The organism is Bradyrhizobium sp. KBS0727, from assembly GCF_005937885.2.
Taxonomy (GTDB): domain Bacteria; phylum Pseudomonadota; class Alphaproteobacteria; order Rhizobiales; family Xanthobacteraceae; genus Bradyrhizobium.
In genome coordinates this window covers 21,782-35,158 of record NZ_CP042176.1, presented here as the reverse complement: position 1 = coordinate 35,158, position 13,377 = coordinate 21,782, and the positions used below count along the sequence as shown (strand labels likewise).

Genomic DNA, 13,377 nt, shown 5'->3' with positions numbered 1-13,377 from the left:
CTTGAGCTTTCCTCACGCCGTCTTCGCCGCCTTCAGCCCGAGCCGCGACTCCACCGCGTCGCGCATCAAAAACTTCTGGATCTTGCCGGTGACGGTCATCGGGAATTCGTCGACGAATTCGACGTAACGGGGAATCTTGTTGTGGGCGATCTGGCCCTGACAGAAGGCGCGGACCTCGTCTGATGTCAGCGTCTCGCCGGCGCGGATCCGGATCCAGGCGCAGAGCTCCTCGCCGTAGCGGTCGTCGGCGACGCCAAAGATCTGCACGTCCTGGATCTTGGGATGCCGATAGAGGAATTCCTCGATCTCGCGCGGATAGAGGTTCTCGCCGCCGCGGATCACCATGTCCTTGATGCGGCCGACGATGTTGCAATAGCCTTGCGTGTCGATGATGGCGATGTCGCCGGTGTGCATCCACCCCTCGTTGTCGAGCACGTCGGCGGTCTTTTCGGCTTCGTCCCAGTAGCCCAGCATGATGCTGTAGCCGCGGGTGCAGAGTTCGCCGCGTTCGCCGCGCGGTACCACATGGCCCTCGAGGTCGACCACCTTGACCTCGACATGCGGATGGATGCGCCCGACCGTCGACACGCGCCGTTCCAGCGGATCGTCGGTAGCGCTCTGAAAGCTGACCGGCGAGGTTTCGGTCATGCCATAGGCGATCGTGACTTCGCCCATGTTCATCTCGGCATTGACGCGCTTCATCACCTCGACCGGGCAGGGCGCGCCGGCCATGATGCCGGTGCGCAGCGATTTCAGGTCGAAGCGCGCGAACTCGGGATGATCGAGTTCGGCGATGAACATGGTCGGCACGCCGTACAGCGCGGTGCATTTCTCGCGCTCGACGGCCTGCAGCGTCGCCAGCGGGTCAAAACCCTCGCCGGGATAGACCATGGTGGCGCCGAGCGTGACGGCGGCGAGGTTGCCCATCACCATGCCGAAGCAGTGATACAGCGGCACCGGAATGCAGATGCGGTCCTGCTCGGTCAAGCGCATTGCGCGGCCGACGAAATAGCCGTTGTTGAGGATGTTGTGATGCGTCAGCGTGACACCCTTCGGCGAGCCGGTGGTGCCGCTGGTGAACTGGATGTTGACGGGATCGTCGAACTGCAGCGTCTTCGCCAGCAAAGCGAGCTGCTCGCGGTGCCGCGCGCCGCCCATGCCGGCGACGTCCTCGAATGCGATGGTGCCCGGGCATTTCGGCCCGCCGATCTGGATCACTGCGCGCAATTGCGGCAGCCGCGCCACCTGCAATTCGCCGGGCTGCGAGGTCGCCAGTTCCGGCAGCAGCGTGTTCAGCATCTCCATGTAGTTGGAGGTCTTGAACGCGGTCGCGGTGACGATCGCGGCGCAGCCGACCTTGGCGAGCGCGAATTCGAGCTCGCTGAGGCGATACGCCGGGTTGATGGTGACGAGAATGAGTCCTGCTTTCGCGGCGGCAAATTGCGTCAGCGTCCATTCCGGCCGGTTCAGCGACCAGACGCCGATCCGCGCGCCCGGCTCAAGGCCGAGCGCGAGCAGGCCTGCCGCCAGCGCGTCGACGCGTTCGGAAAATTCCTTCCAGGTCCAGCGGACGTCATGGCTCGGCGAAACCAGCGCCTCGCGGCCGCCCCAGCGCTGGGCGGCCCGGTCCAGCGCCTGCCCGATGGTGTCGCCCAACAGCGGCGCGTCGGCGACGCCGCAGACATAGCTTCCATTGGTTTCGGTCAAGTCGGGCTCTCCATGCGTTGAGGTGTAGTCGCGGTGCCTGCGTTCCCTCCCCTTGCGGGGAGGGAACGCACTACCGCCTCGGAAGATGAAGCGCCTACGCCGCCTTCTGTCCGGCATCGAGGCCGGCATAGACGCCGCGCTCGAAGCCGGCAAAGGCCTCCAGGCATTTCTTGTCGGCGAACGGCAACAACTGCATCAGGATCACGCCGGCGACGTTGCGCACCGGATCGATCCAGAAATAGGTGTTGGCGAGGCCGGCCCAGGCGAGGCTGCCGGCGCTGCGGCCCTCCACGGTCTTAGCCGTGTTGATCAGGTAGCTCAGCCCCCATTTCTTGACGATGTCGGGATAGAGATCGACGTCGTTGCTGGCCCAGCCGATCGCCGTCGTCATCTTGCCCATGGTGAGATCGCCGATGTTGTTCTGCTCCATCAGCGCCACCGTCTCCGGCTTCAGCAACTGGTGGCCGTGGCGGCGGCCCTTGTTGAGGATCATCTGGGTGAACTTGATGTAGTCTGCGGCCGTGCCGTAAAGCCCGCCGCCCCCCATGTGAAATTCCGGCGCCTGTTCGAGCTCGAACGGGATCGGCGCCAGCGTGCCGTCCTCGCCGCGCGCATGCATGCCGACCAGCCGCTTGCGCATGGCGTCGCTGATCTTGAAGGCGGTGTCGTTCATGCCGAGCGGCGTGAAGATGTGGTCGCGCAGGTAAGCATCGAGCCGCTTGCCGGAGGCTGCTTCCACCGCCTTGCCGACGAAATCGATGTTGGTGCCGTATTCCCAGCGCGTGCCGGGGTCGGTCATCAGCGGCGTCTTCAGCGCCGCGTTCTGGCAGGTGGTGATTCCGGGCGTGCCGGTCTTCTCCAGATATTGCACCATGTCGCCGTTCCACATGTCGTAGGCGAAACCGGCGGTGTGGGTCATCAGGTGGCGCAGCGTGATCGGCCTCTTCGCCGGCCGCAGTTTCGGCGCGCCCTTGGCGTCGAAACCTTCGAGCACCTGGGGCGACGCGAGATCCGGCAGCACCTTGCCGATCGGTTCATCGAGCGACAGCTTGCCCTGCTCGACGAGCTGCATGCCCGCCGCCGTGGTGATGGCCTTGGTCATCGAGGCGATCCAGAACACGCTATCCAGCGTCATCGGATCGTCCTTCGACAGGTCGCGTTTGCCGAACGCGCCTTGATAGATCACCTCATTGCCGGTGGCAGCCATCGCGACCACGCCGGGAATTTCCTTGGCCTCGCACTTCTGACGCAGAATCTGATCGATCTGGGCTTTGCTTTGCATGGGTCACCTCCCGATTTATTTTTATGGAGCGGGCGCGATCTTCCTCCCGGCGGCCCGATCCCGCAAGAACCAGACAAAACCCCGCCGGCGATGTCGCGATCTCGTGATGGGCCGACGGCGTGGACCGGGGTCGTGGCCATGGGGAAAACGGCAGAGCCGACACCGCGCCGCAATTTGCGGTGGATGGATCGCCATCCCGGTAACCGCCTACGGCTATCCACGATAACGTGATTTCAATTCGATTTCCGGCGCCGGATTTTTACACTAAGACATTCAGATTCCAGCGGAAACATTGCTTTCCGCCAGAATGATTTGATGCAAAAGTTGCACTTTTTCCGTTGCGAGGGTTCCGCGATGATCTCGACCTGGAGTGAATGGAAGCGCTATCCGCGGCCCGGACGTGGCGAAAACATCGAGGCGCCGATCACCCCCGGGCTGTTCGAAGTCCGCATTGCCGCCACCGGCGCGCTGCATTCGTTTGAAGCAGTCGACAACGTGGCCCAGGCGCTGGCTCTCCTGTCGGTCGGTTCCAAGTCCTGGTTCGGGCGCCGCGAAACCTCGTCACTGCCCGATCTCGAATACCGGACCTGCGCGACCTCCTCAAAGGCCGACGCCAAGGCCGCCGCGGAACGCATGATCGGCCGCCGCGAGGCGTATATGAACGGCGCGGCTTGATAGACGCGCTGTAGCAACGCCGTCATTCCGGGGCGATGCGTCAGCATCGAACCCGGAATCTCGAACTTCCGGGTTCGCTTAGCGCCCCGGAATGACAGCTCTCAAAATTGCTTGAAGCAGCCCCGCTTCCGCGGCCGATGCATTGCGTCCGGTTTCGGCCTATATTTGGATCAATGTCCAGAAAATCCCAAAGATAATCCGAGGAGTAACGCCATGAACCCGCCCGTCGCCGCACGCGCTTCGCACGCCAAAACCGCTTCGCTGCACGACCGCCTGAAGGATCCGTCGCTGCTGCGTGACCGCTGCTATATCGACGGCGCCTGGGTCGGCACGCCGGCCAGGGCCGTGACCAATCCGGTCAATGGCGTCGAACTCGCCAAGGTCCCGGTCATGAGCACGGCGGAAACCACCCAAGCGGTGGAAGCCGCCGAGCGCGCGTTGCCGGCCTGGGGCAAGCTCACGGCCAAGCAGCGCTCCAACATCCTGCGCAAATGGTTCGACCTCATCATCGCCAACCGCGAGGACCTTGCGCTGATCCTGACTTCCGAGCAGGGCAAGCCGCTGGCGGAAGCGCTCGGCGAAGTCGATATCGGCGGCGCCTATGTCGAGTTCTTCGCCGAGGAGGCGCGGCGCGTCTACGGCGAAACCATTCCGACCCAGCGCGCCGATGCGCGGCTGCTCGTGATCAAGCAGCCGATCGGCGTCTGCGGCGCGATCACGCCGTGGAATTTCCCGTGCTCGATGATCACCCGAAAAGTCTCGCCCGCGCTCGCGGCCGGTTGCACCGTGGTGCTCAAGCCCGCCAACGAAACCCCACTGACCGCGCTGGCGCTGGTGGCGCTCGCCGAAAAGGCCGGCGTGCCGAAGGGCGTGTTCAATATCCTGACCGGCAATTCGTCCGCGATCGGCAAGGTGCTGTGCGAACATCCCGCGGTACGTTTCGTAGGCTTCACCGGATCGACCGAGGTCGGCAAGATCCTGTACCAGCAGTCCGCTGTCGGCGTGAAGAAGCTCGGCCTCGAACTCGGCGGCAACGCGCCGTTCGTGGTGTTCGATGATGCCGACGTCGATGCCGCGGTCGAAGGCGCCATGGTTTCGAAGTACCGCAACATGGGCCAGACCTGCGTCTGCGCCAACCGTCTCTACGCCCAGGACGGCATCTACGACCAGTTCGTCGACAAACTGTCGAAGAAGGTCGCTGCGATGAAGATCGGCGACGGCACCGAGGCCGGCGTGACGCAGGGGCCGCTGATCAACATGGAAGCGATCGACAAGGTCGAGAAGCACATCGCTGACGCGGTCAAGGGCGGCGCCAGGATCGTCACCGGCGGCAAGCGCCACGCGCTCGGCGGCAGCTTCTTCGAGCCGACCGTGCTCGCCAACGTCAGCCCGAACGCACTCGTCGCGCATGAGGAAACCTTCGGCCCGCTGGCGCCGGTGTTCCGCTTCAAGGACGAGGCCGAGGTGATTGCGATGTGCAACAACTCGCCGTTCGGCCTCGCGTCCTATTTCTACTCGCGCGATCTCGGTCGCGTCTGGCGCGTCGCCGAAGCGCTGGAGTCCGGCATGGTCGGCGTCAACACCGGGCTCATCACCACCGAAGTCGCGCCGTTCGGCGGCGTCAAGGAAAGCGGCCTCGGCCGTGAAGGCTCGCATCACGGCATGGAAGAATATGTCGAGATCAAATATGTGATGATGGCGGGGATTTAGGACTTCCGTTTCCGCATTCTCCGTCATGCCCGGGCTTGTCCCGGGCATCCACGACCTTTCTTCGGTCGCCGAGTAGAAGACGTGGATGGCCGGGACAAGCCCGGCCATGACGAGGCTTGTAAGTATTGCGCCGAGCTAGGCCAAACTCTCCATAAACACCTTCAACCTCGGCGCCCACTTGTGCGCATCGAGGCCGGACGCCGAATGTCCGAGTTCACTGTCGAGCAGGAAATAATCTGCATCGACGCCGGCGGCATTCAATCCCTGCATCACGCCGGGCGCGATGTCGGGCGGGAACAGTCTGTCGGTGCGTGACAGCACGAACAAGACCTTGGCCTTGATACGCGAGAACTGCGCCGTCACGTCGAAGCCGCGCAGCGCCTTGGCCAGAATGATCAGCGAGTTGGCGTCGAAGCTGTCGGCCCATCGCGCTGCCTCGTCGCGGATCGCGGCCTCGATCTTGACGGGATCGGACATCGTGGCTTTCAGGCGCTCCTCGATGCCGTAGGTCTTCAGCGTCGCCATCCGTATCTGCGTCATGGTCTCCACCACGCCACCAACATCGTAGTAGTCGCCGCCGTTCCAGTTCGGGTCCCTCGACAGGGTGGCGAGCAGCCGCGCGACATTGCCCTCGGAACGTTCGCGCGGCACCAGCGGCGAGGTGACCACCGGCGCGATGCCTTTCATCATCTCGGGGTAATTGACCGCCCACTGGAACGCCTGGAAGCCGCCGTAGGACGGACCTACGATCGCGAACAGTTTTGGGATGCCGAGATGGTCGATCAAAAGCCGCTGCGTGCCGACGATGTCGCTCACCGTGATATCGGGGAAGCGAAGCCCGTAAGGCGAGCCCGTGTGCGGGTCGATGCTGGCTCCGTTGGTCGAGCCATAGGACGATCCCAGCATGTTGGGGCAGATCGCGAAGAAGCGGTTGGTGTCGACCGCCTTGCCGGGACCGACGATCTCGTTCCAGCTGCCTTCGCCGGTCGAGCCGCCGGGATCGATCATCTGCGGGCCGGAGGTGTTGCCGTGCGTGATCAACACGGCATTGCTGCGATCGGGCGCCAGCGTACCCAGCGTCCGGTACGCGATCGTCACCTCCGGCATCACGATGCCGCTTTGCAGGCGAAAATCGCTGATAGTGAATACCTTCAGATCGGCGTCGGCCATGTTCTCGAATCCCGTGAAGGAGATATCAGAGCATGGCGGCGTCGCTACGCAAAGCCCCGACGGATTATGTGTCGCGCTACCGCCGCAGCACCGCGATGGTGCGATTGGCAAAAGTCAGCCGCTCCGCCATCACGGAGACGAAATAGGTCAGAAGCTTCTGCGCCAGTGCGGGATCGTCTCCCTTGATGGCTTCGAACTGATGCATGTTCAGCGCGTAGAGCACGCTGGCGACTTCGGCCTGGATCGTGGCGCTGCGCGGCGCCTGGGCGACGAGGCCCATTTCGCCGATCGTGGTATAGCGGCCGAGGCTTCGCACCCGCGTGGTATTGCCGTGCGCCGCCGGGATCATGATGCCGACCCGGCCGTCGAGGATGAAATGCATGGAGTCGGCGGCATCGCCGGCACGGACGATGGTCTCGCCGGCATCGACCTCGATGCGCTGGCAATGGTGAATCAGCGTGGTGGCATCATCCTCGGTGCCGAGAATCTGGGTGAACCAGTCGCGCAGGCTGGCCTCTTCCTGTCCGAGGCCCTGATGCTCGTTGATGATCTCGTTCTCGCACCATTCCAGCGCATGATCGAGCTCGGCAAAAATGTCGACATCGCCGGAAATGAAGCCGCTCGACCGCAGCGCCTTTTCGGCGGCCGGCGCCAGATGCACCAGCACAAGTTTGACGTCGCGTTCGTCGGCGCTGCGCTTGATCTGGGCAAAGCTGTAAGCCGCCGACGAGTCGATGCCGGTGACGAGCTTGAAGTCGAACAACAGATAGCGGCATTCCGGATGCCGCTGCAGCATCGCCTTGACGTATTGATAGAGCCGGTTGGCCGAACCGAAGAACAGATAGCTCTGCAGGTTGAGGCCCTGAATCTTTCCGCCATGCTCGGCGAGCACCGACTGATCGTCGCGCGAGCGATCCAGCGAGCTGCGGTATTCGGTGCCGTTGAAGCTGAACTTGATCGACTCGATCCGCGCGGCGCTGAGCGCAAATGTCGCGCAGCCGATCACGACACCGATCAGAATGCCCGAGACGAATCCCCATTTGACGATGATGACGATGATCGCCAGCAGCGACAGATATTCTGTCACCGAGAGCCGGCGTCGCGATTCGACGATCCATTTGTGGAGCTGGTCGGCGCCGAGATAGATCAAGAGGCCGCCGAGCACGAATTTTGGCATGTAGCCGAGCAGCATCGGCGCCACGGCCAGCATCAGCGCGGAAATGGTGGCCGCCGTCAGGCCGCAAAGCCGGCTGGTACCGCCGGCGTTGAAGCAGAGGATCGAGCGGCTGACCGAGACACATCCGGCATAGCCGCCTAGCGCGCCGCTCAGGATATTGGCGAGGCCAGTGATGTTCAGCTCCCGTTCGAGATTGGCTTCGCGTTGCGCTGCGACTTCGATGCCGGCGGAATTGAACAGGGTGCTCGCGGCGGTCACGAAGACGACGGCGAACAGGTCGCCGGACAGGTCGGGCAGCAGGTGCCAGGGATAGGCACCGATCTCGTTCTCGCCCCAGGGCAGCATCAAGGTGATCGATGGCGGCGGTTGAAAGGTCCAGCCTACCGCTTGCGCCTCGGTGAACGAGATGCCTGATAACCAGAACGCAAGATGGGCCGCGATCACGCCGCCGACCAGAATGATCGGCAGGCCGTACGGATTTCGGGAACGATGCCAGGTCAGATACAATACCAGCGCCATGGCGCAGGCCGCACCCAATTCCAACAGGGTCGTGGGATTGGCGAACCGGTCGAGCGCGCCGAACTGCAGGCGATGTCCGGTGATCACCCCGATTGCACCGAGCACGATCACGAGCCCGGTAGCGCCGAGAAAGCCCCCAACCACAGGATAGGGCACATAGCGGATGGCGCGGCCCATGCGGGTGATGCCGAAAGCGCACAGTACGATACCGGTTGCGATCGTCGAGATTGCGAGCGTGAGGAGAACCGGCGCCAGCAGCGGCGCCGAGGGATCGGCCGCCGTCATCCGCTCGACCAGCGACGAGGTCAGGATGGCGGACGCCGCCGCGGTGGAACTGTCGGGGCCCGCAATCGCAAACGGCAGGGAGCTGCCGAGCGCGAGCACGGTGGCAAGCACGGCCGATGCGATGAAAGTCGCGGCGACGCCGTAGGACAGATAGGGCGATAGCGGTCCCGTGAAGATCAGCAATGCATAGGACAGGCCGAAGGTGATGCTGAGGACGCTGGCGGCGCTGCCGCCAAGGACGTCACGAAGCGCGCCGCGCACTCCCCGAGGGAACCTACTGGATTGATCAGCCACGCCCGCGCCTGCCCCCAACGTCAGCCCCAGTGGTAGACGAGGGCGGCGCGCAGCGACAACATTATTTTTATGACAGGGGGGGGTGCCGGCCCGGAGCGGAGTGGCGGTGCCGTCAGCCGTTCTTGATGTCCCCGCCGCCGCCGAAGGCGCCATGCCTGCCGATTCCGGAGGCAAATCGCGTGGCGCCCGACAGTGTCTCGCCCGAGGCGATCACTTCGAGGCCGCCGCGCATTTCGTTGGCGATGGCGTCTTCTTCCGCCAGATCCCACTGCCGCAGCGCCGACAGCCGGTCGGCGCGCATGCAGGTCTGCGGAAAGCGCGCGATGTCCTTTGCCAATTGGATCGCCTGTGCGCGGGTCTCGCCTTTCGGCACCAGCCGATTGGCGAGCCCCATGCGTAACGCCTCGGGGCCGCCAACCGGGCGCCCGGTCAGGATCAGGTCCATCGCCTGCGAGTGGCCGATCAGCCGCGGCAGGCGGATGGTGCCGAGATCGATCAGCGGCACGCCGAAGCGCCGGCAGAACACCCCGAAGGTGGCATCCTCGGCGACGACACGCATATCGGCCCATAGCGCCAGCTCCATGCCGCCGGCTACCGCAAAACCTTCGATCGCTGATATGACCGGTTTCGACAGCCGCAGCCGGCTCGGTCCCATCGGCGCGATGCTGTTGTGGCCGCCGATCTCGCGCTTTTTGTTGGGATCGCCCGCCGCCACCGCCTTGAGGTCGGCGCCGGCGCAGAAAGTGCCGCCGGTGCCGGTAAACACTGCGACCGAGGCGGTCTCGTCGGCATCGAAGGCCAGGAATGTGTCGTAAAGCTTCCGCGCGGTGGCGCCGTCGACGGCGTTGCGGCAATGCGGACGGTTGATGGATACGACGGTCACGGGGCCATCGCGTCCAACCAGCACGGCATCGGGCTCGTTCATGTCAGGTGTCCTCGGTTCTGGCTTTGTCGAGAGAGTTTCGCATCGCAGATAACGCTGAGGCAAGTCTGAAGACCGCGAGGTTCGTCATTGCAATCCGTTGGCTCGCAACGACGAATTCATCGGTCGCGCTGCGACAAATCAACCCGACGGGCAAATCACTCCAATTCGCGTCAAGCGCCTGCGGCAAAAATATTCCTTTTGCCTCGTCGGGCAAATCAGTGGTTCAACTCCCGCCATCCTGTCCCACCAAAGGGGCGTTGGCCATCGTCGCGAACGAGGGACAGGGAGCGGTGGACGCGAAGGCTGCGACTGACGAGCGCGGCCACTAGCGTACGGCGAAATCGTTTGGGTCCGACGCCCCGGTGCTGGCGTCAAGTTGGCGGAAGCGAAAGCCGACGTCGATGATGGTGGCAAGAAAGCCGGTCACCAGGATGAAATCGTATAAGCCGTAAAGCCATTGCGCAGGGAAGGCCGGGTGTTCTCCGCTGAACCTGTATGCTCGTGTGCATATCTTTTGATGCAAATCGCACGCGAGACCGCGGGTGCAGCGCGCACCCGGTCTTCCCTGCGCCCTCTGATTTCGAGAGGGCTAACGAAATGCAAAACTCCGGGCGCATCGCGCCGCGAGAATGTGAAGTCGTATTTGTAACGAGATTCGTAGCCCGGATGAGCGCAGCGACATCCGGGACCACTCTGACACCGCCCCGGATATCGCTTCGCTCATCCGGGCTACGAGCAACGTCATTGCGAGCGAAGCGAAGCAATCCATCGTGCCACAACAAGAAAGAATGGATTGCTTCGTCGCTATCGCTCCTCGCAATGACGGCAGGGTGGAGCGTTCACTCACCCTCCAGGGGAGGGTGCACAAGCGTAGCGCGTCTCGTCGCAATGACGGATCAGATCGTAAGATCGCTACCCGTCACGCGCCGGTAGGCTTCGAGATAGCGCTTGCTGGTCGCGTCCACGACGCTGGCCGGCAGCGGCGGGGGCGGGGCGTCGCCGTTCCAGCGGCCGGCGTGGCGCTCGGTGTCGAGATAGTCGCGCAGCGGCTGCTTGTCGAAGCTCGGCTGGCCCTGGCCGGGCTTGTAGACGTCGGCGGCCCAGAATCGCGAACTGTCGGGGGTCATCACTTCGTCGATCAAGATGATGCGGCCGTCCTTGTCGCGGCCGAATTCGAACTTGGTGTCGGCGATGATGATGCCCTGCTTGCGCGCGGTGGTCTCGCCGAACGTGTAGACCGTGCGCGCCATGCCCTCCAGCGCGGTCGCCACGTCATCGCCCAGCACTTCGCGCACGCGCGCGACCGTGATGTTCTCGTCATGGCCGGTCTCGGCCTTGGTCGCTGGACTGAAAATCGCGGGCTCGAGCTTCTCGCTTTCGACCAGGCCAGACTTGAGCTTCTCGCCGGCGAGCGTGCCCGACGCGGCATATTCCTTCCAGGCTGAGCCCGAGATGTAGCCGCGGATCACGCATTCGACCGGGAACACCGTGGTGCGCCGGCACAGCATCGCGCGGCCGACGATATCGGCGCGGTGATCTTTCAGCGTCGGCACCTCTCGGATGATTTCGTCGGCGTCGGCGCTGATCATGTGATGCGGCACCACGCCTTCGAGCTGACGGAACCACCAGGCGCTGATTTGCGTGAGCACCGCGCCCTTCATCGGAATGGTTTCGGCCATCACGACGTCGAACGCGCTGATGCGGTCGGTGGTGAGCAGCAGCACGCGGTCGTCGCCGACGGCATAGATATCGCGCACCTTGCCGCGCCCGATCCGGGGCAAAGGCAGGTCGCTGGCGAGCATCGCGTTCATCAGGTCATGCTTTCAGGCAGGCGCCCGCGCGCGGACGCGAGGGCTGTAGGGATAAGGCCGAGCTTTAGCTCACTCCGGCAGCGGAATGAACTCGTGTTCCTGGGGAACATGGGCAAAACGGCCGGTTTTCCAGTCCTGTTTGGCCTGTTCGATCCGCTCCTGGCTGGAGGAAACGAAATTCCACCAGATATGGCGCGGGCCTTCCAGCGCGTCGCCGCCGAGGAACATCATCCGCGTCGGCTTGACCGCTTTCACCGTGATGCGGTCGCCGGGCCGGAAGATCAGCAGCCGCGGCCCCTCGTAGCGCTCGTTCGCAATCTCGACTTCGCCCTCGACGAGGTAGATCGCGCGCTCCTCGTGATCGGGATCGAGCGGCACGCTGGTGCCGGCGCTCGCCGTCACCTCGGTGTAGAACCAGGGCGACACCATGCTGACCGGCGATTTCATCCCAAAACTGCTGCCGGCGATGATACGCGCGGTAAAGCCGCCATCCGTCACGGTCGGCAGGCTTTCGGCGGCGTAGTGCTGGAACGAAGGTGCGATTTCCTCCGAACCCGCAGGCAGCGCGATCCAGCTTTGCAGGCCCAGCATCTTCTGGCCGTCGCGGCGCTGCACGTCGGGCGTTCGTTCGGAATGGGCGATGCCACGGCCGGCAGTCATCAGGTTCATCGCGCCGGGCTGGATCTCCTGGATGTTGCCCTCGCTGTCGCGGTGCATGATGCTGCCGTCGAACAGGTAGCTGACGGTGGCCAGCCCGATATGCGGATGCGGGCGCACGTCCATGCCCTTGCCGGCCATGAACTGCACCGGGCCGAAATGATCGAAGAAGATGAAGGGCCCGACCATCTGACGCTTGCCATGCGGCAGCGCGCGCCGCACCGCGAAACCGTCGCCGAGGTCGCGGGTGCGCGGCACTATGACGAGTTCGAGCGCGTCGCAGGATTTGGGATCGCCGAGCACGGGATCTTCGGAAGGTTGCCAGCTCATGGGGGACTCCTTGAAGTGTTTACAACGAGTATAACATAGATGAGCGCGATCAATCTCAAGACATCGTCATGGCCGGGCTTGTCCCGGCCATCCACGTCTTGCTTTATTGCGGCAAAAAGACGTGGATGCCCGGCACGAGGCCGGGCATGACGATAAATAGCAACTGTATCCGAGGAAACCCATGATCGCCCCGCTCAGGCCCGGCGTTACGCCGGCGCAGGCCAACGGTCCCGTCATCGAGACCGAACGGCTGCGGCTGCGGCAATGGCAGGGCAGCGACATGGCGCCCTATACCGCGATGCTGTCCGATCCCGGCACCGCGCGGTTCATCACCGTCGACGGCAAGCCGGTGATCGACGAGATGACCGGCTGGCGGCATGCGGTGGTCATGGCCGGACACTGGGTGTTGCATGGCGCCGGCATGTTCGTGGTCGAGGAGAAATCCTCGGGCCAGTTTGCCGGACGGGTCGGGCCGTGGAAGCCGCCGGGCTGGCCCGGCTTTGAAGTCGGCTGGGGTATCGCCCGGGAATTTCGCGGCAAAGGCTATGCGGTGGAAGCGGCGCGGGCATCGATCGATTGGGCGTTTGCGACCTACGACATCGACCGCATCGTTCATTGCATCGACCGCGAAAATATCGCGTCCCAGGGCGTGGCGCGGCGGCTGGGCGCCAAAAAGGATCGCGAGATCGAACTGTTCGGCCACCTTGCCGACGTCTGGGTCACCCCCCGCGCGATGTGGAAAGGTTAGTTACGATCGGGCCAAATTGAACCCCAAATTGAACCTCATGACGTTCTGCACTAAATTCACGCTGCACTAGACTAACGATGCGCGGAT

Annotated in this window: 10 protein-coding genes; 3 read left to right on the top strand and 7 right to left on the bottom strand. The window is 63.7% G+C overall.

Going from position 1 to position 13,377, the window contains the following annotated elements:
• Window positions 1-12 precede the first annotated feature (12 nt).
• On the bottom strand, window positions 13-1,707 hold the full coding sequence (locus tag FFI89_RS00130) for an AMP-binding protein (RefSeq protein WP_246669341.1): 1,695 nt from the start codon (window positions 1,705-1,707) through the stop codon (window positions 13-15).
• 94 nt (window positions 1,708-1,801) lie between these two features.
• Window positions 1,802-2,989 carry a serine hydrolase gene (locus tag FFI89_RS00125; protein ID WP_138831851.1) on the bottom strand — a complete coding sequence of 396 codons (1,188 nt, stop codon included), beginning with the start codon at window positions 2,987-2,989 and terminating at the stop codon, window positions 1,802-1,804.
• A 354-nt stretch (window positions 2,990-3,343) separates the two neighbouring features.
• Between FFI89_RS00125 and FFI89_RS00120 the strand changes: the two genes are divergently transcribed.
• Window positions 3,344-3,664 carry a hypothetical protein gene (locus tag FFI89_RS00120; RefSeq protein WP_138835969.1) on the top strand — a complete coding sequence of 107 codons (321 nt, stop codon included), beginning with the start codon at window positions 3,344-3,346 and terminating at the stop codon, window positions 3,662-3,664.
• A 213-nt stretch (window positions 3,665-3,877) separates the two neighbouring features.
• Window positions 3,878-5,374: an NAD-dependent succinate-semialdehyde dehydrogenase gene (locus FFI89_RS00115; RefSeq protein WP_138831850.1), complete on the top strand. Its 1,497-nt coding sequence runs from the start codon at window positions 3,878-3,880 to the stop codon at window positions 5,372-5,374.
• A gap of 135 nt (window positions 5,375-5,509) precedes the next feature.
• Here the strand turns inward: FFI89_RS00115 and FFI89_RS00110 are convergent, their stop codons facing one another.
• The 5 genes from FFI89_RS00110 to FFI89_RS00090 form a co-directional block, all read right to left on the bottom strand.
• On the bottom strand, window positions 5,510-6,544 hold the full coding sequence (locus FFI89_RS00110; RefSeq protein WP_138831849.1) for an alpha/beta fold hydrolase: 1,035 nt from the start codon (window positions 6,542-6,544) through the stop codon (window positions 5,510-5,512).
• Window positions 6,545-6,620: 76 nt separating this feature from the next.
• A complete protein-coding gene (locus tag FFI89_RS00105; protein ID WP_246669340.1) occupies window positions 6,621-8,786 on the bottom strand; it encodes an SLC26A/SulP transporter family protein in 2,166 nt (721 codons plus the stop codon).
• A 145-nt stretch (window positions 8,787-8,931) separates the two neighbouring features.
• Window positions 8,932-9,744, bottom strand: a complete 813-nt coding sequence (locus tag FFI89_RS00100; RefSeq protein WP_138831847.1) for a crotonase/enoyl-CoA hydratase family protein — start codon at window positions 9,742-9,744, stop codon at window positions 8,932-8,934.
• An 896-nt stretch (window positions 9,745-10,640) separates the two neighbouring features.
• Window positions 10,641-11,555, bottom strand: a complete 915-nt coding sequence (locus FFI89_RS00095; RefSeq protein WP_138831846.1) for a phosphoribosylaminoimidazolesuccinocarboxamide synthase — start codon at window positions 11,553-11,555, stop codon at window positions 10,641-10,643.
• Between the two features lie 69 nt (window positions 11,556-11,624).
• On the bottom strand, window positions 11,625-12,542 hold the full coding sequence (locus tag FFI89_RS00090; protein WP_138831845.1) for a pirin family protein: 918 nt from the start codon (window positions 12,540-12,542) through the stop codon (window positions 11,625-11,627).
• Between the two features lie 181 nt (window positions 12,543-12,723).
• On the opposite strand from FFI89_RS00090, the gene FFI89_RS00085 reads away from it, so the two are divergent.
• Window positions 12,724-13,290: a GNAT family N-acetyltransferase gene (locus tag FFI89_RS00085; RefSeq protein ID WP_138831844.1), complete on the top strand. Its 567-nt coding sequence runs from the start codon at window positions 12,724-12,726 to the stop codon at window positions 13,288-13,290.
• The last annotated feature ends 87 nt before the right edge of the window (window positions 13,291-13,377 follow it).

Bases quoted from the DNA above. Each gene is read 5' to 3' on its own strand.
- FFI89_RS00125 (WP_138831851.1), bottom strand. From the start codon at position 2,989: ATGCAAAGCAAAGCCCAGATCGATCAGATTCTGCGTCAGAAGTGCGAG.
- FFI89_RS00120 (WP_138835969.1), top strand. From the start codon at position 3,344: ATGATCTCGACCTGGAGTGAATGGAAGCGCTATCCGCGGCCCGGACGT.
- FFI89_RS00115 (WP_138831850.1), top strand. From the start codon at position 3,878: ATGAACCCGCCCGTCGCCGCACGCGCTTCGCACGCCAAAACCGCTTCG.
- FFI89_RS00110 (WP_138831849.1), bottom strand. From the start codon at position 6,544: ATGGCCGACGCCGATCTGAAGGTATTCACTATCAGCGATTTTCGCCTG.
- FFI89_RS00100 (WP_138831847.1), bottom strand. From the start codon at position 9,744: ATGAACGAGCCCGATGCCGTGCTGGTTGGACGCGATGGCCCCGTGACC.
- FFI89_RS00095 (WP_138831846.1), bottom strand. From the start codon at position 11,555: ATGAACGCGATGCTCGCCAGCGACCTGCCTTTGCCCCGGATCGGGCGC.
- FFI89_RS00090 (WP_138831845.1), bottom strand. From the start codon at position 12,542: ATGAGCTGGCAACCTTCCGAAGATCCCGTGCTCGGCGATCCCAAATCC.
- FFI89_RS00085 (WP_138831844.1), top strand. From the start codon at position 12,724: ATGATCGCCCCGCTCAGGCCCGGCGTTACGCCGGCGCAGGCCAACGGT.